The organism is Gordonia sp. DT101, from assembly GCF_049844895.1.
Lineage (GTDB): Bacteria > Actinomycetota > Actinomycetes > Mycobacteriales > Mycobacteriaceae > Gordonia.
In genome coordinates this window covers 1,318,315-1,334,537 of record NZ_JBNCLX010000001.1, presented here as the reverse complement: position 1 = coordinate 1,334,537, position 16,223 = coordinate 1,318,315, and the positions used below count along the sequence as shown (strand labels likewise).

At 66.4% G+C, this 16,223-nt stretch carries 15 protein-coding genes; 9 read left to right on the top strand and 6 right to left on the bottom strand.

Annotated elements, in window-relative coordinates:
- Window positions 1-157: 157 nt before the first annotated feature.
- Window positions 158-2,008 (top strand): 2-isopropylmalate synthase, encoded by a 1,851-nt coding sequence (leuA, locus tag ACLQ3I_RS06355; protein ID WP_425794698.1) that lies wholly within the window; start codon window positions 158-160, stop codon window positions 2,006-2,008.
- Between the two features lie 275 nt (window positions 2,009-2,283).
- Window positions 2,284-2,811 carry a DUF6325 family protein gene (locus tag ACLQ3I_RS06350; protein ID WP_425800638.1) on the top strand — a complete coding sequence of 176 codons (528 nt, stop codon included), beginning with the start codon at window positions 2,284-2,286 and terminating at the stop codon, window positions 2,809-2,811.
- 14 nt (window positions 2,812-2,825) lie between these two features.
- On the opposite strand, the gene ACLQ3I_RS06345 is transcribed toward ACLQ3I_RS06350, so the two are convergent.
- Complete coding sequence (locus ACLQ3I_RS06345; protein WP_425800636.1) at window positions 2,826-5,378, bottom strand: LuxR C-terminal-related transcriptional regulator; 2,553 nt, start codon at window positions 5,376-5,378, stop codon at window positions 2,826-2,828.
- A 231-nt stretch (window positions 5,379-5,609) separates the two neighbouring features.
- Here ACLQ3I_RS06345 and ACLQ3I_RS06340 point away from each other — a divergent pair, with 231 nt between their 5' ends.
- Window positions 5,610-5,846, top strand: coding sequence for a hypothetical protein (locus tag ACLQ3I_RS06340; RefSeq protein ID WP_425794702.1), 237 nt, complete (start codon window positions 5,610-5,612; stop codon window positions 5,844-5,846).
- On the opposite strand, the gene ACLQ3I_RS06335 is transcribed toward ACLQ3I_RS06340, so the two are convergent.
- Together ACLQ3I_RS06335 and ACLQ3I_RS06330 are read right to left on the bottom strand one after the other, a co-directional pair.
- On the bottom strand, window positions 5,847-7,388 hold the full coding sequence (locus ACLQ3I_RS06335) for a hypothetical protein (RefSeq protein WP_425800634.1): 1,542 nt from the start codon (window positions 7,386-7,388) through the stop codon (window positions 5,847-5,849).
- Between the two features lie 11 nt (window positions 7,389-7,399).
- Complete coding sequence (locus tag ACLQ3I_RS06330; RefSeq protein WP_425800632.1) at window positions 7,400-8,857, bottom strand: DUF2252 domain-containing protein; 1,458 nt, start codon at window positions 8,855-8,857, stop codon at window positions 7,400-7,402.
- Between the two features lie 175 nt (window positions 8,858-9,032).
- Here ACLQ3I_RS06330 and ACLQ3I_RS06325 point away from each other — a divergent pair, with 175 nt between their 5' ends.
- Both ACLQ3I_RS06325 and ACLQ3I_RS06320 read left to right on the top strand, forming a co-directional pair.
- Entirely contained in the window at window positions 9,033-9,413 is a 381-nt protein-coding gene (locus ACLQ3I_RS06325) for an SHOCT domain-containing protein (RefSeq protein ID WP_425794705.1), read from the top strand.
- 139 nt (window positions 9,414-9,552) lie between these two features.
- Complete coding sequence (locus ACLQ3I_RS06320; protein WP_425794706.1) at window positions 9,553-9,705, top strand: hypothetical protein; 153 nt, start codon at window positions 9,553-9,555, stop codon at window positions 9,703-9,705.
- A gap of 12 nt (window positions 9,706-9,717) precedes the next feature.
- Here the strand turns inward: ACLQ3I_RS06320 and ACLQ3I_RS06315 are convergent, their stop codons facing one another.
- On the bottom strand, window positions 9,718-10,992 hold the full coding sequence (locus ACLQ3I_RS06315) for a cytochrome P450 (protein WP_425800630.1): 1,275 nt from the start codon (window positions 10,990-10,992) through the stop codon (window positions 9,718-9,720).
- A 202-nt stretch (window positions 10,993-11,194) separates the two neighbouring features.
- Between ACLQ3I_RS06315 and ACLQ3I_RS06310 the strand changes: the two genes are divergently transcribed.
- Together ACLQ3I_RS06310 and ACLQ3I_RS06305 are read left to right on the top strand one after the other, a co-directional pair.
- Window positions 11,195-11,341, top strand: a complete 147-nt coding sequence (locus ACLQ3I_RS06310; protein ID WP_164310371.1) for a DUF1059 domain-containing protein — start codon at window positions 11,195-11,197, stop codon at window positions 11,339-11,341.
- Window positions 11,342-11,625: 284 nt separating this feature from the next.
- Entirely contained in the window at window positions 11,626-12,432 is an 807-nt protein-coding gene (locus ACLQ3I_RS06305; protein ID WP_425794709.1) for a TetR/AcrR family transcriptional regulator, read from the top strand.
- A 33-nt stretch (window positions 12,433-12,465) separates the two neighbouring features.
- On the opposite strand, the gene ACLQ3I_RS06300 is transcribed toward ACLQ3I_RS06305, so the two are convergent.
- Window positions 12,466-13,362, bottom strand: a complete 897-nt coding sequence (locus tag ACLQ3I_RS06300) for a LysR family transcriptional regulator (protein WP_425794711.1) — start codon at window positions 13,360-13,362, stop codon at window positions 12,466-12,468.
- Between the two features lie 46 nt (window positions 13,363-13,408).
- Window positions 13,409-14,380 carry a GlxA family transcriptional regulator gene (locus ACLQ3I_RS06295; protein ID WP_425800628.1) on the bottom strand — a complete coding sequence of 324 codons (972 nt, stop codon included), beginning with the start codon at window positions 14,378-14,380 and terminating at the stop codon, window positions 13,409-13,411.
- 144 nt (window positions 14,381-14,524) lie between these two features.
- On the opposite strand from ACLQ3I_RS06295, the gene ACLQ3I_RS06290 reads away from it, so the two are divergent.
- Window positions 14,525-15,160, top strand: a complete 636-nt coding sequence (locus ACLQ3I_RS06290; protein WP_425794713.1) for a cysteine hydrolase family protein — start codon at window positions 14,525-14,527, stop codon at window positions 15,158-15,160.
- Between the two features lie 42 nt (window positions 15,161-15,202).
- Window positions 15,203-16,222 (top strand): LLM class flavin-dependent oxidoreductase, encoded by a 1,020-nt coding sequence (locus tag ACLQ3I_RS06285; protein WP_425794715.1) that lies wholly within the window; start codon window positions 15,203-15,205, stop codon window positions 16,220-16,222.
- The last annotated feature ends 1 nt before the right edge of the window (window position 16,223 follow it).

Here is a 16,223-nt window from a genome sequence, read left to right as displayed (position 1 = left end):
CATTTGATCGGCGCCGTCGGTGAGGAGTACAGTCCGAGACATGCAGCGCGCGCTCCTCCTCGGTTGCCGCGGCGGGGTCTGAATGACCGGCCCTCCGTCGCGGGCCTACTCATGCGCCGGTCATCTTCCCCATTCGATTCACGGAGATTGACCACCAATGGCAGCAGCAGACTCATTCACTTCCGGCACGAGCCGTATCGTCGAGCCGTCCGGCCCCATCCCCTCCGGCCAACCGGTCTGGAACACCCAACGCAGTTCGGCGATGCCGTCTCATCGTTATCGTCAGTTCGCCGATGAGGTCGAGAACGTCGCCGTCCCCGATCGCACCTGGCCCGACAAGATCATCTCCGGCGCTCCGATGTGGTGTGCGGTGGATCTCCGCGACGGCAATCAGGCCCTGATCGACCCCATGAGTCCGGCCCGTAAGCGGCGGATGTTCGATCTGCTGGTCCGTATGGGCTACAAGGAGATCGAGGTCGGTTTCCCGGCGGCCAGCCAGACCGACTACGACTTCGTCCGGGAGATCATCGAGGAGAACGCGATCCCCGACGACGTCACCATCCAGGTGTTGACGCAGTGCCGCGACGAGCTCATCGAGCGCACCTTCGACGCGTGCCGCGGTGCCGCCAATGTGATCGTCCACTTCTACAACTCGACGTCGGTGCTGCAGCGCCGCGTGGTGTTCCGCGCCGACAAGGGCGCCATCAAGAAGATCGCCACCGACGCCGCCCACAAGGTGCTCGACGAACAGAAGAAGTATCCCGACACCAACTGGCGCTACGAGTACTCGCCCGAGTCGTACACCGGTACCGAACTCAGCTTCGCCAAGGACGTCTGCGACGCCGTCACCGAGATCATCGCGCCGACCCCGGAGCGTCCGATGATCCTCAATCTGCCGGCCACCGTCGAGATGGCGACCCCGAACGTCTACGCCGACTCCATCGAGTGGATGCATCGCAACCTGGCCCGTCGTGACTCGGTCATCCTGAGTCTGCACCCGCACAACGATCGCGGAACGGCCGTCGCCGCAGCCGAACTCGGCTACCAGGCCGGCGCCGACCGGATCGAGGGCTGCCTGTTCGGCAACGGCGAGCGCACCGGCAACGTCTGCCTGGTGACGCTGGGCATGAACCTGTTCAGCCGTGGCGTCGACCCGCAGATCAGCTTCTCCGACATCGACGAGATCCGCCGCACGGTCGAGTACTGCAATCAGCTGAACGTTCCCGAGCGCCACCCGTACGGCGGCGACCTCGTCTACACCGCCTTCTCGGGCAGCCACCAGGACGCCATCAACAAGGGCCTGGACCAGATGAAGATCGACGCCGATGACGCCGACCAGGACATGGACGACATCCTGTGGCAGGTGCCGTATCTGCCCATCGACCCCAAGGATGTCGGCCGCAACTACGAGGCCGTGATCCGGGTCAACAGTCAGTCCGGCAAGGGTGGCGTCGCCTACATCATGAAGGCCGACCACGGCATGAACCTGCCGCGTCGCCTGCAGATCGAGTTCAGCCGCGAGATCCAGAAGATCACCGACGGCGAGGGCGGCGAGGTCAACCCGAAGGCCATGTGGGACGTGTTCGCCGAGGAGTACCTGTACCCGGTCCGACCGCTCGAGCGCATGCGCCAGAAGGTGGATGCGGCCGAGGTCGACGGCGGCGAGGACAGCATCACCGTGGTCGTCAAGGTCGACGGTGTCGAGCGCGAGATCAGCGGTAGCGGCAACGGACCGCTCGCGGCGTTCGTGGACGCGTTGTCCACGGTCGACTTCGACGTCCGGGTCCTCGACTACAGCGAGCACGCACTCACCGCAGGCGGAGATGCCAGCGCAGCGGCCTACGTCGAGACCGAGGTCAACGGCGAAACCGTCTGGGGCGTCGGCGTCGCGTCGTCGATCACGACGGCCAGCCTCCGCGCGGTGGTCTCCGCGGTCAACCGCGCGAACCGCGTGACCGCGCCGGCCCCCGACGATGCCGCCGCCGCACCGCGCACCTGGGCCCCGTAGCCGCGAGCAACCTCCCCCCGCCGATCGAGTAGCGGCGACGTAGAAGCCGCGTCTCACCCGCCGATCGAGTAGCGGCGACGTAGGAGCCGCGTATCGAGATCACCAGCGCGCCAACCCCATTCGGCGCGCCACCAGACCCACGGTGGTCGGGCGACCCCCGATTCACCGTGCCCAGGCGTGGGCCGGGATCCATCGAACAGCGGGCGATCCCTGCTGCCGGGTCCCGGCCCACTCCCTTTGGCGTTCGATGCGATTGTCGTGATCATCCTTTCCGGATGACGACTTCCGCCTCGGCGCGGGAGAGACTCCAAGGAGAGGATCGGGCGCATCGTCCGCGCGGCACGGTCCACTCCGCGAGAGGGGTCAGCATGGCCGACCCGGCCGAGCTTGGGCCGATCGACTACATCGTCGTCGAACTCCCCGACGACACAACGACTCTCATCGACCACATGATCGCAGAGATCGCCGCGCTCATGGCGACCGGCACCATGCGCGTCCTCGACCTGGTGGCGATCTCCGTCGACGTCACCGGCACGGTTGACGTGACCGAGGTCGAGAAGGTCGGAGATCCCCGGCTCGCGGACCTCTCTGCATCACTCGCCGAGATCCTCGCCCTCGAGGACGTGGAGAACATCGCAACCGCGGCCACACCAGGGCGGAGTGCCATCGTGATCGTGTGGGAATACCTGTGCGCCCGACCTTTTGCCACGCTCGCGCAGATGTCGGGGTCGCAGATCATCGCCCAGGGACGCATCCCGACCGGGGCGATCGTCGCGGCGCTGTCGACCGAGCCCCCCGGATGAGGCCGTATCGACGATCAGATCAGGTCCTGTTCGCGGGCCCGGTCGACGGCCTCGCGACGGGTCGACACCCCCAGCTTCCGATAGATCGACTGCTGGTGGGTTTTCACGGTGTTGACCGAGACGAACAGATCCGCGGCGATCTCCGACGCCTTGTACATCGTCGGCAGGTATCGCAAGATCACCAGCTCCCGCTCGGTGAGCACGCCTACCGGCGAGCCATCGACCGGTCCAGCAATGCCACCGCACGCCGCGACGAGCTGCCGGATGAATCCGGCGTTGTCGTCGGCCAGGTGCTGGTGCTTGTCGAGCAGCGCCCGCACCGGCGGCCCCGCCGTCACGAACGGCCGTATGTGACCGATCGGCGCCGCCAGCCGCGTCGCGTCGCCGATGCGTTCGAGCGCGACCGACTCGCGTTGCAGCCGCGCCGAGGCCACCGCCGACAGCACCGCGGCCTCGACGGCCTGCAGACGGTGCGGTGCAAAGGTACTCGTCGCGCCCAGCACGTCCGCCGCGTCACCGGGCCGATCCGTCGATAGGTACGCCCTGGCGAGGGTGACCCTCGTCAACGCACCGGCGTACGAATCGGCACGAGCCGGATCGCGTAGCCGTGTTATCACCGCCTCGGCCTCGCCGGCGAGTATCTGCACCTCAGCCGACGTGGCCTGATACCACGTGCTGAGCAACGAAGGCAGCCGGCCGGCCTGCTCACGTGCGGCCTCGAGCCGCTTGGATGCGGCTCGCGCGGCATAGAGATCACCACGCACCACCGCCAGCCAGACCGCCGAGATCTCCAGGATCAACCAGGCCCCACTGTCCGTACCCAGCTCGACAGCACTGCGCCCCATGGCGATCGCGCGCTCGGCCTCCTCGAGCTCATGGCTCTCGAGGTGGGTCAGCGCGGACGCCGCGTAGAGCGCCATCGCCTGCGGCTGACGCGTCCACCCGCGCCGCTCGGCGAGCGACCTGACCGCCGTCGTCCGGGCACGGACCTCCGGCAACGCGCCGCCAGCGAGATCGACGAGCGCCAGGTAGGTGTCGGCCGCCATCGACATCAGACTCAGCCCCGCACCGGCGGCGCTGACCCGGCTGGATTCGAGTTCTTTTGTGGCCAAGTCGATCTCACCACGATGGAACAGTCCGATGGCCCGGTTGTTCCTGGCTATCAACGCATAGGCCTGGGCGGCCGGCACCTCGCTCCGCGACACTCCGGCCACCAGTCCGAGCACCTCGTCGCACCTGTCGACGACATCGTCGAGCGAGCTCAGCCGTGCACGCACCATACGTGTCAGGGCGAGCACGATCTGTGTTGCCGCAGGCGGAGTCGGACTGGTGCGCAAGGCATTCGTCGCGTCTTCGGCGTCTCGGATCATCGTGTCGTAGTCGCTGCGGTGATACGCCAGGATCGACGCCACGATCAGCGTGTCGGCCGTCGGCCGTCGGCCGGCTTGCGCGGCCGTCGGCGCCAATGCCGCTGCGAGGGCAGGCGCCTGCGTCGACAACACCAGGGGCAGAGCGATCCGGCACAGCACCTCCGCCACCTCGGCCCAGGCGTGTGCCAGACCGAAATGTCGGATGGCCGAGATCGGATCACCGCTCTCGGCGAACCATGCCGCCGCTCGACGATGGAGATCGGCAGGGGCATCAGGGTTCTCGGCAGCGAGACGATCCAGCAACAGTTCACGGAACAGTGGGTGATAGGCGTACCAGTCCGGCCGATCGGACAGCCGAACGGTGAGCAGATTGTCGTCGACCAGGCTGTCGAGGACGTGCCGACTGTCGATCCGACCGGTCAGGGCACGCGCGAGATCACCGGTCATCATCTCCACGATGCTGCTCGACAGCAGGAATTTCCGATCTGTCGGTGCCAGATTCTCCAGCACCTCCTCCACGAGATAGGCTGCGACGGTCTCGTTGCGACCCCCGAATTGCGCCAGTGCATCGTGGATGTCGGCGTCACGGGTACTCAGCAGCGCGAGCCGGAGGCCTGCGGGCCAACCCTGCGTCCGCACCAGCAACGTGTCGAGATCCGCGTCGGAGACGTCTGCTCCTGCACGCGTGCAGAATTCGAGTGCGTCGGCGTGGGTGAACGCCAGCTGATCGGAACCGATCTCGGTGAGCCGATCCGTGAGTCGCAGTTTCTGGAGCCGGAGTTCGGAGGCCGCACGGGTGATCAGGATCAGCCGCAGTTGCACGGGCTGACGGGAGATCAGGTACCGGACGGACTCGAGAACCGCCTGGTCGGCGATCCGATGGAGGTCGTCGACCACCAGCGTCACCGGCGTCTCGGTGGCCGTGAGGCCGTCGATGACGAGCTCGACCTCGCTGCGATCGAACCCGACTCCCGGGACCACATCGGTCACGGCCGTGCCATCACGAAAAGCGCCGGCGGCCGACAGGGCCCCGACGACGCCGCCCCAGAACGACCGGAGACCATCCGAGTCGTCGGCCGCCAGCCACGCCACCGGTTCCGTCGCGATGTGACGGCTCCACGCAGCAACCGCAAGTGTTTTCCCATAACCGGGCCCCGCCGACACCACGGCGACCTGACCCGGGCGGCACTTGGTCAACGCACGGTCGATTCGACGCAGCCGGACATGACCCGGAGGTAGGTCCGGGCGCGAGATGCGCAGCCTGGCACCCGGCGCTAGGTGATCGATCGACTCGTTCACACGGATCCCGTCTACGACGCCCCGACTGGCCCGGGGTGCCTGCAGAGAGTCTAGTCCGTCCGATCGTCGGACCCGTTCACTCATTCGAATGGAATGGCGACAGCACGGTGTCCGGTCTGTGACGATCAAATGAGCACGCGGCGAAGCATCGCCGCAGGCACGGAGGAGGTGGTGGCCGTGGCCCTACGCCCCGGACGGTCGAACCGGCGGGCCGTCATCGGTCATCCCATCGTTCGATCGACGCCACATCCGGAGTCCGCTGCCCTGCTCGAACGCGCCATCTCCCGTCGCCGAGACGACTCCGGGGCGGGTGGGCCTGCGCACTCCACGAAACACGCCGACCACAGTCAGGGTCGCGACGAATGATCAGTCCTCATCGCCGCGGGCGCTGACGGGCGAGTCGGTCGGTTCCGCCGTCTCGTCGTCGGCCGTGTCCTCGTCTGCTGTGTCCTCGTCTGCTGTGCCCTCGTCTGCTGTGCCCTCGTCTGCTGTGCCCTCGCCTGCTGTGCCCTCGCCTGCTGTCTCTTCGTCTGCCGTGCCCTGTTCCGCAGTGCCCTCGGCCACCGGGACCGGGGCGCGGCGCGCGGGCTGCATGGCCACTTCCAGTGCCGCCAACACCACGCACGCGATCACCACCGTCCAGATCACCACCAGACCCGTCGGATACGGCCAGAACATCAACACCAGTGCGGCGATCGCGACCACGCCAATCCGCACCGCGATCCGCGCCTGCCAGAGGACGCGCTCGAATGTGTTGGGCTGTCGTGCGGCCCGACGGGAGTCGATGGCCCCGACGCCGCGGGAGAATCCGTGACGGACCGCGAGGGCCGACCGCGATCGACCGAAGAGGAACGCCGCCACCGCCACTACGAGGCCCACCACCGCGACCGCCCGCAAGGCGAGACGTAGGGGCGCCACGACGGTGTCGAAGATGACCCGTGCGGCATCGGGTGCGAGCACGTCCGGCGGAACCTGGCCGAGATAGATCGCCCGTCCGGCGAGCAGTCCCAGGGCCAGGACGAGCATGCTGAGGGCGATCGCGATCCCCACGATGGCGAGCATGCGGAGTCGTCGTCCCGCCCCGATCAGCAACACGGCACCCACGCCTGCGAGGTTGGCCAACCACGGCAGGATTGACGCGATCTTGTCGAGCGCCCGCACCCACCGCTGCGCCTTGGCCAGGTCGGGCGACTGGAACACGACGAATTGCTTGTCGACCTTCGGGATGCTGCCGGCGAAGCCGAAGCCGCGGTCCTGGAGTCGCTGCTTCACCTGTTCGATGATGGGGCCCAGCTGGATGCTGATCGTCCCGTCCGAACCGATCTCCACGGCATCGCGCTGGGTTTCGCCGGTGACCGCGGCGACCACCGATCGATGAGCGGCGCGATTCGCCGCCACCCAGAGGTCCTTGAACGCCGACGAGCGGACGAAGTCGTCGACGGTCTTGTGCACGAACGACTCGGCCTGCGATGCGAGAACGGGCGCCAGACCGACGAGCGCCTGATCGACACGGGGCCGGTCCGCGGGGGTGAGATCCACGATCTGCTGCAGCGCTTGCTGGGTCATCTGCTGGATGTCGACCCGCGAATCGATCTGCTCGGTGACCGCGGCGGAGACCTGCGCCTGCACAGCGGGATCGGAGGCCAGCGGCGTCACCGTGGTCAAATAGTGCTCGGTGTCGAGGAGCTCACCACGCACATAACGGGTGGTCACAGAGGTGAGCGCGAGGAGCGCACACAAGATGACCAACACGGTCGCACCGATTCGGCGCCATACCGACGGCCCTTCCCGCCGACGGTCGGATCGGGCCGCCACCTCGGCTCTGAGGCGCTCGAGTTCGGCGCGTTCGCCGGCGTCGAGGGGGCGAGCGTCGAGGGGGCGAGCACTGTCGGATCCGGCTTCCGCCACGTCCGGGCCTCCTAGTAGTCGGCGATCGCTTCGATCGCACCACGGTCGATGGCCGCCACGAAGGCGGCGTGATCGCGGGCGTTGCATTCCGCGTATCTGAGAGCGAATCGTCCCATGGCGCGATCGAATTCGTCGGTCGACCCGAGGAATTCCGAGATCGCGATCGGATCCCCGGAGCGCGCGTGACCGTATGCGAGGACGCGACCGCACACCCGCCCGTACGCCAGGAGTGCGGCGGGATCGAGGCTCTCGATCACCACCGAGCCCTTGGCATCTCGCAACTGGCGGAGGTAGAAATCCCGGTACACACCGTCGAAACCGACACCGGAATCCCAGCCCAGGAACACGTCGCTGACGGCCTGGATCAGCCGCTGGCCGTTGACCACCCGCTCGCCCTGGTTGAGGTGCTCGGGACCGTCGAGATAGCGCGCGAGCACCGACTCCTGCGCCTCCTTGGCCTGCAACAGCAACGGGTCGCCGTCGTCCTTGCCGCGGAGCAACACCACCCAGGCCCGCGTCCCGACGCTGCCCACGCCGACCACTTTGCGCGCCATCGCGACGAGTTCGAACTTGTCCAGCAGGACACGATGATGCGGCGGCATCGTCTCCCGGAAGTCACCCAGCCGCTCGCGGAGTTCGGCATAGGCGCCTTCCATCTCCGTCGGGTCCAGCAGCTCTTCGACCGGCACGATCAGCGGCGGCGAACTGACAAAGCCGATCTTCCCGTCGATCACCGTGGTCAACTTCGAGAGTGCTTGGAGGCCGTTGTGCCGCCACGCCTTCTTGATCTCCTTCTCCAGGTGCTTGACGGTCGAGGCGTTGATCGTCTGCCGGATCCCGTTCAGGTTCCCGGCCGGCTCGGTGTGGCTGTACCAGCTGTCCAGGGTCCCGAGATTCGCCTGCGCGGCCATCGTCTCGCGGTATTCGCAGGCACACGCCCGCGCGATGGCCTTTCCCTCTTTGCGTCCGAATCCGTTGTCGAGCGCGGCCACCACCAGGCTCGCCGCCAACCGCTTGACATCCCATTCGAACGGACCGGGATATGTCTCGTCGAAATCGTTGACGTCGAAGGCGAGTTGACGCTCCGGTGTCGCGAAGAAGCCGAAGTTGCTCAGATGGGCGTCCCCGCAGAGTTGTACGGTCATGCCACTGTGCGGCGTCTGCGAGAGATCGTCGGCCATCGGGAGAGCGGCACCGCGATAGAACGTGAACGGGGACCGCGCCATCCGCCCGTGACGGATCGGCACCAGTTCGGGAACCCGGGAATCGGCCTGCTGCAAGAGCAATTCCATCGGGTCCCGGTGGGTGCCCGCATCGAGCACTCCGGGCGGCACCTCGCCGAGGTCACCCGGCGCCACCCGCTTCCTCGCGGCGCGTCCGGACGCCACGCGCTCGGCGATCGAGAGATAGCCGGGGCCGGCGTGCATCACCGGCTCACCGCCGGTCGCGTTGACTGCCGTCTCCATCATCCGACGATGACAGTTCAGCCGATGAGCAGGCATCACCCAGGCGGTATGAAGATCCCCCGCACCGCCTGCGAAGTCACCCGCTCCGGATGAGCCGCCGGCACTCGGTGCACTCGCATAATGAGGCGAGCCCGACACCTCAGAGGTATCGGGTGCCTCGGTATCGAAGGAGACGACCATGTGGGATTCATTCTGGGACTTCATCTGGTACACGCTGGTCGTGTTCGCCTTCTTGGCCTACCTGATGATCTTGTTCTGGATCATCACCGACCTCTTCCGCGATCGGGCATTGTCCGGCTGGTGGAAGGCGGTGTGGGTGGTGTTTCTGATCATCGTGCCCTGGCTGACGGCACTCGTGTATCTCATCGCACGCGGGCAGGGCATGTCGCACCGTGCGGCAGATGCCCAAGCACAGGCAAAGCAGCAGGGCGACGACTACATCCGATCGGTCAGCGGACGTTCGTCGGCCGAACAGATCGCCGATGCCAAGGCTTTGCTGGATGCGGGGACGATCGACGAGAAGGAGTTCGCGCAACTCAAGGCCAAGGCACTCGGCTGATCCCACGGGTGTTATCGTTCCGAGAGCGCGCGACGGCCGGCGGTTGTCGTGCGTCACATCTGCGCACCCACTGTGAACCTCCGGACGATTCGGCCCGGAGACGTGCCATCGGGCCTGTTCAGGCGGAGGATGGATTCATATGGACACCACACTCATATTTGCCCTGCTTTCCGTTCTCATCGTGACCACTGTCGGGATCGGTGCGATGATCGGCCTGCTCGCACACGCAGGCACCCGCCCGGTTCCGGTTCGTGTCGACGATCAGCTGCCCGAGGTCATTCCGACCCGCTGACCCGAGCACGGCTCAGACCCGGCGAACCGGCATCCGCTTGATCCCGTGGACGAAGTCACTGCGCACGTACTCGGGATCGCCCAGTTCGACGTCCGGCAGCCTCGTCAGAAGCTCGGTGAACAAGTGCTTCAGCTCCATGACGGCGAGCTGCTTACCGAGACAGAAGTGCGGGCCTCCGCCCCCGAATCCGATGTGCGGATTCGGAAAACGGTCCAGGTCGAACCGGTACGGGTCGTCGAAGACCTCACCGTCGAAATTGCCTGAGCAGTAGAACAGGACGACCTTCTCCCCTGCCGCGATCGGCGTCCCGGCGATCTCGGTGTCGACAGCCGCGTGCCGCGCGAAGCTGATCACCGGCGTCGACCATCGGATGAACTCGTCGACGGCCCCGCCGATCCGCCCCTCGAGGTCCTCGAGCAACCACCGGCGCTGATCCGGATTATCCATCAGCGCCTTGAAGGCATGCGATGTCGTCTGCTTGGTGGTGTCGTTGCCTGCCGAGCCCAGCAGCACCATGAATGCGCCGATCTCGTCGTCGGTGAGCCGGCGCCCATCCACCTCGGCATTGACGATGTTCGTCATCAGATCCTCGCGCGGGTCCACCCGACGCTTCTTTGCCAATTCCACTCCGGCACCGGTCAGGATGCCGAACTGGGTCATCAGGAAGGCCGCCTGCTCCTCCAGGCCACCGGCGTAGTCGTCGTCGCCGGCGCTGAAGACGCTCTCCGCGGCGAACGCGACGGCCTCGTACTCGTCGGGATGGATACCGATCATCTCCGAGATCGTCAGCATCGGGAGCTTCTTCGAGACCGCATCGGTGAAGTCCACGGGCGCGCCAGAATCCAGTTCGTCCAGCAGTTCCCCGACGATCCGCTTCGCATTCGCCTCGATCTGCGCCTCGATGCGACGGACCTGCTTGGGGGTGAACGCCATCGAGATCAAGCGCCGATAGCGGGTGTGCTCGGGCGGGTCCATGGTCAGGAAGAAGGCCATGTTCCGCTGGATCTCTGCCGGCATCGGATCCATGCTGATCCCGTTGCTCGAACTGAAGAGTTCGGGGTGTTGGCTGACATGACGGATGTCGGCGTGCCGCGTGACCGCCCAGTATCCGGTCTCCTCGTGCGGGAACATGGATTCGGTCGGACAATGCCAGGTCAGACCGTCGATGGCGCGGAGCTCGGCGAAGGTGTCATCGCGGTTGCGAAAGTCCTTTTCCCAGAACGTTGTTGCCGATATGTCGAGCGGATGAAAGGCATGAGTGGAGGTCACTTCGCTGGTCTCGGGCATGATTCCTCCAAAGAGTCGGGCTGCGCTGACAGGATTTACCGTATGCCATCCAGTACTGTCAATCGAGCAATCGCCCGGCGCCTTCCGCAGACCACCGGGCGGCCGCCGTCGCCGACGGCGATGCGGGTAATCTCGAACACACCGGCCGAGATTTTCCACGGCCACCACATCCGAACACGAGATCGACACCGAGGTGACCACCATGAAGACACGACTGACCTGCCCATGCGGCGAGATGATGAAGGGCGCCGACGAGGACGAGTTGGTGACACTGGTCCAGAAGCACCTGGCCGAGAACCACCCCGATCACGACTACAGCCGGGACGAGATCCTGTTCATGGCCTACTGAGGGCCGATTCGCCGCCCCGCGTCGACCGCACGGCCGCAGGTCCCTACTGTTGCCCCTACAGCAGAGGTGACCGGGCGGCCGGCCTGTCCCCGGCGGAAGGACCGTCACGATGCGCATCACCGAACCCTGACAGGGGCCCCGGAAACCTGACGGAGGCCAACCCGGCCGAAATCACCTGAGCCACCCCGATTTATGCCATGTCACGCACCACAGCGCACCGGCAGGGGGATCCCGTATGCGCTACAGTGGCGGCATTACGGGCTGTCAGAGAGGCTGGTTGACGGATGGCACGCAAGGAGAACGCCCCGAAGCGCGAACGGCGGGAGCGGGGATCCATCGATCCCGAGGAAATCATCAAGGGCGCTTTCGAACTCGCCGAGGAGATCGGCGTCGACAATCTGAGCATGCCACTCCTCGGCAAGCATCTCGGTGTCGGCGTGACGAGTATCTACTGGTACTTCCGCAAGAAGGACGAGCTGCTCAACGCGATGACCGACCGCGCCCTCGAACGGTACGGCCTCGCAGCCGCCCTCAAGCATTCGAGCGACGACTGGCGGACGCGTCTCCATGATCACGCTCACGCCATGCGGGACGTGTTCTTGAAGAACCCGATCCTCTGCGATCTCATCCTCATCAGGTCCTCCCTCGGGCCGCGCAACGCGCAACTGGGCGCGCTGGAGATCGAGCGGTCGGTGGAGAATCTGATGCGCGAAGGGCTGTCCCTCGAGGAGGCCTACGACAGCTACTCGGCAGTGCAACTGCACGTGCGCGGGTCGGTGGTGCTCGAGCGCCTGCACGAGAAGAACAAGGCCGAGGACTCGGCCGCCCAGGCGTACTACGAGAATCTGATCATCACACCCGATCAGACCCCGCTGCTCGCCGAGGCCGCCGCGAAGGGTCGCGTCGGCGGCGCCCCCGACGAACAGAACTTCGAGTATGGGCTCAGCTGCATTCTCGACCACACCAGCCACCTCATCGACGAGCAGAAGAACGCACCGAAACCTCCGGCCAAGCGTTCACGGGGCGCCACCAAGGCGCCGGCCACCAAGGCCGCTCCGCGTCGACGGGCGAAGTCTGCAACCGGCAGCTGACCGGGGCGCGTCCGAGTAGGCCCATCCTACGAATCATGTTCGGGAACGGTCGGATTCACGTTGGGCCGACTCCACGAGGTGGCCCACCACGGCCTGCACCGCAACCCGCGACGACGGCCGGGTCAGCGCCTCGTACACCCGTGCCGCCCGAACACCCTTGAGTTCCAAGCGTTTCACCCCGGGGTGGCGCACCGCGAACCGCGGTATCAGCGCGATTCCGTGGTCGGCCGCGACGATGGCCTCGATGGTCGCGAAGTCGAGCATCCGTTGTGTCACCCGGGGAGCCACCCCGGTCACCGCCGAAATCGACAGCAGCACATCGTCGACGGGGAATCCCCCCTCCACGCTGATCCAGTCGTGGTCGGCCAACTCGCCGACCTCGACCTCGTCGTGGCGCGCCAGTGCCGATTCGCGGGCGACCACCACATCCACCGGCTCCCGCATCAACTCGGTCACCTCGACACGGGGTTCACTCACCGACGCGGTGCGCTCGTCCCGGTGGGTCACCACGATGTCGAAATCGGCCAGCGAGGGCGTCGCTTCGGAGTAACCGACGTCGAGTTCGGAGGCGTGCACATCGATCCCCGAACCCGAGACCCCATCGAGGACGGCCGGCAGCAACAGCGCCGCGCCCGACGGGAACATCGCCAGGCGTACCGAGCTCTTCCCCGAGCGATACCCGGCCATCTCCTCCTGGGCCCGCTCGACGGCGGCGATCACCTCGTCGGCGCGCAGAACCAGGGCCCGACCCGCGTCGGTGAGCCGTATCCGCCGACCGTCCTGCTCGAGGAGTTCCACACCGGACTCCTTGGCGAGCACCTTCAGCTGTTGCGACACCGCAGACGGCGTCATGTGCATGGCATCTGCAACCGCCCCGACCGCACCGCGATCGGCGAACTCCCGCAACAACCGCAGCCGCTTCACATCCATGAGGAGGAACTCTATCGAAGTGCCACAACGATTCGGACTTGCTACATCATTGCGGAGGTGACGTCGCGGTCGCCGCGACGCCGAAGGTCGCTCGATAGGCGGACGGCGTGGTCGCGTACACCTTCACGAAGTTCTGCCGCATCGTCACCGCACTGCCGAATCCGCAGGCGTGGGCGATGCGGTCCATTCCCCAATGTGTCCGCTCGAGCAGCACACGGGCCTCATCAAGGCGTTGTTCCAGAACCCATCTCGCCGGCGACATCCCCGTGGCCCCCCGAAAGTTGCGGACCAGGCTCCGCCGGCTCATGCGCGCACGCGCAGCCAGTTCGTCGACCGAGAGATCGTGGTCGAGGTGGGCCAGCGCCCAGACACACACGTCCGAGATCGGGTCGCCGGCAGGATGGTCGGCCACGGGTCGCTCGATGTACTGCGCCTGGCCGCCGCCGCGGTGTGGTGCCACCACCAGACTGCGCGCCACCCGGTTGGCCGCCGACGCACCGAGGAAACGACGGACAATGTGCAGACACGCGTCGATGGACGCCGCCGTCCCGGCCGACGTGATCACGTCACCGTGGTCGATGTAGAGCACCGACGAGTCCGTCCGCAGGGTCGGATCACGCTGGGCGAGTCGAGACATCCACTGCCAGTGGGTGACCGCCGACCGTCCGGCGATGAGACCCGTGTCCGCGACGGCCACCGCACCCAGGCACAGGCCGACGATCACCGCGCCACGCGCATGCGCGTCGCCGATCACCGTTCGGAGGCCATCGCCGATCTGCGGCAGGTCGGCCGGCCAGGTGGGGATGACCACGATGTCGGCGTTGTCGGCCACCGACGGATCCCCGACATCGGACAGCGTGTTGCCCTCGGCGGTCCGCACGGCGGCGCCGTCGAGCGACCAGAGCGCCGTCGTCCAATCCTCGGCAAGACCCAGCCGCGCCACCTCGCCGAACACCATCTGTGGAGCGGCGATGTGAAACAACGACGCGTCATCGAACACATGGATGGCGGTGCGCATATCCCTCCGCATCTGATCGGTCACCCGCTACCGACTGACCTGTGGCCCGATTTCATCGAAACTGTGCATGTGGGCCACTACCCAACAGAACCACACCGCGGCAGGCTTGGCCATACCCGTTCTGCACCCACGAGGAGAGTGACCATGACCGCCACACCGCGCCGCGCCCTGATCGTCGTCGACGTCCAGCAGGAGTACTTCGACGGACCGCTGCAGATCCAGTACCCGCCGCGGGACGGCGCGCTCGCGAACATCGTGACCGCGCTCGACGCCGCGACGTCGGCGGACATCCCGGTCGTCGTCGTACAACACACCTATCCCGATGGAACGCCGGTGTTCGCCGAAGGCACATCCGGCTGGCAGTTGCACCCCTCCATCGTCGAGGCCGCGCCGGCTTCGGCCAAGTACGTGCGAAAGCAGTTCGGATCGGTGTTCGCCGGCACCGATGTCGCCGACTGGCTCGCCGGACACGACGTCGACACCATCACCATCGTGGGGTTCATGGCCAACAACTGCGACATCGCGACCGCGGTCGAGGCCGAGGGCCTCGGCCTGAACAGCGAGATCCTGTCGGATGCAACCGGCGCGATCCACCTCGCCAACGAGGCCGGGACGGTCTCCGCGGAAGATCTGCACCGGACTCTGATGGTGCTGCTGCAGTCGAACTTCGCCGCCGTCGCGACCACCGCGGACTGGCGGACGGCGCTCGGCGCGGGCAGCGCCCTCACCAAGAACAATCTGGTGAGCTCCGCCGTGGAGGGTCGCGCGGCCCTGGTCTGAGCACCCGGGAATTAACCGGACCCGAGTACCATTTAACCCACCATGAAGAACATCGGCTTCCTCTCCTTCGGCCATTGGTCCGACGCACCCGGCTCGCAGGTCCGCTCCGGCTCCGATGCGCTGCTGCAATCCATCGATCTGGCCGTCGCCGCCGAGGAGCTCGGCGCGGACGGCGCCTACTTCCGAGTGCATCATTTCGCCCGGCAGTTGGCGTCGCCGTTCCCGCTGCTGGCCGCCGCGGGCGCCAGGACCAGCACCATCGAGCTGGGCACCGGCGTCATCGACATGCGCTACGAGAATCCCTTGTACATGGCCGAGGACGCCGGCGCCGCCGATCTGATCGCCGGCGGCCGGTTACAACTCGGCATCAGCCGGGGATCCCCTGAGCAGGTCATCGAGGGGTACAAGTATTTCGGCTATGTGCCACAGGAGGATTCGTCGGACGCGGAGATGGCCCGCCAGCATGCCGACGTTTTCCTCAAGGTCATCGACGGCAACGGCTTCGCGCAACCCAATCCGCAGCCGATGTTCCCGAATCCACCCGGCCCACTGCCCATCGAACCCCAGTCCCCCGGCCTCCGAGATCGCATCTGGTGGGGCGCGGGGTCCCGCGCGACCGCGGAATGGACTGCGCAGCAGGGCATGAACCTGATGAGCTCCACCCTGCTGACCGAGGACACCGGCGTCCCGTTCCACAAGCTGCAGGCCGAGCAGATCCAGCGGTTCCGCGATGCCTGGACCGAGGCGGGCCATCCCCGCGAACCACGAGTATCGGTGAGCCGCAGCATCTTCGCACTCGTCGACGACCGCGACCGCGCCTACTTCGGCCGGGGCGGCAGCGACGACGATCAGGTCGGCGTCATCGACAACACCGTCGCCCGGTTCGGCCGGAGCTACGCAGACGAGCCGGACAAGCTGATCGAGCAACTTCGCGAGGACGAGGCGATCGCCGCCGCCGACACCCTGCTGCTGACCGTGCCCAACCAACTGGGCGTCGATTACAACGCGCACGTCATCGAGGCGATCCTCACGCACGTCGCGCCGGGACTCGGCTGGCGCTGAT

What these genes read in the sequence shown, in the direction of transcription:
- leuA (WP_425794698.1), top strand. Translation starts at nt 158, where the DNA reads ATGGCAGCAGCAGACTCATTCACTTCCGGCACGAGCCGTATCGTCGAG.
- ACLQ3I_RS06350 (WP_425800638.1), top strand. Translation starts at nt 2,284, where the DNA reads ATGACGACTTCCGCCTCGGCGCGGGAGAGACTCCAAGGAGAGGATCGG.
- ACLQ3I_RS06340 (WP_425794702.1), top strand. Translation starts at nt 5,610, where the DNA reads ATGAGCACGCGGCGAAGCATCGCCGCAGGCACGGAGGAGGTGGTGGCC.
- ACLQ3I_RS06330 (WP_425800632.1), bottom strand. Translation starts at nt 8,857, where the DNA reads ATGATGGAGACGGCAGTCAACGCGACCGGCGGTGAGCCGGTGATGCAC.
- ACLQ3I_RS06325 (WP_425794705.1), top strand. Translation starts at nt 9,033, where the DNA reads ATGTGGGATTCATTCTGGGACTTCATCTGGTACACGCTGGTCGTGTTC.
- ACLQ3I_RS06320 (WP_425794706.1), top strand. Translation starts at nt 9,553, where the DNA reads ATGGACACCACACTCATATTTGCCCTGCTTTCCGTTCTCATCGTGACC.
- ACLQ3I_RS06315 (WP_425800630.1), bottom strand. Translation starts at nt 10,992, where the DNA reads ATGCCCGAGACCAGCGAAGTGACCTCCACTCATGCCTTTCATCCGCTC.
- ACLQ3I_RS06310 (WP_164310371.1), top strand. Translation starts at nt 11,195, where the DNA reads ATGAAGACACGACTGACCTGCCCATGCGGCGAGATGATGAAGGGCGCC.
- ACLQ3I_RS06305 (WP_425794709.1), top strand. Translation starts at nt 11,626, where the DNA reads ATGGCACGCAAGGAGAACGCCCCGAAGCGCGAACGGCGGGAGCGGGGA.
- ACLQ3I_RS06300 (WP_425794711.1), bottom strand. Translation starts at nt 13,362, where the DNA reads ATGGATGTGAAGCGGCTGCGGTTGTTGCGGGAGTTCGCCGATCGCGGT.
- ACLQ3I_RS06295 (WP_425800628.1), bottom strand. Translation starts at nt 14,380, where the DNA reads ATGCGCACCGCCATCCATGTGTTCGATGACGCGTCGTTGTTTCACATC.
- ACLQ3I_RS06290 (WP_425794713.1), top strand. Translation starts at nt 14,525, where the DNA reads ATGACCGCCACACCGCGCCGCGCCCTGATCGTCGTCGACGTCCAGCAG.
- ACLQ3I_RS06285 (WP_425794715.1), top strand. Translation starts at nt 15,203, where the DNA reads ATGAAGAACATCGGCTTCCTCTCCTTCGGCCATTGGTCCGACGCACCC.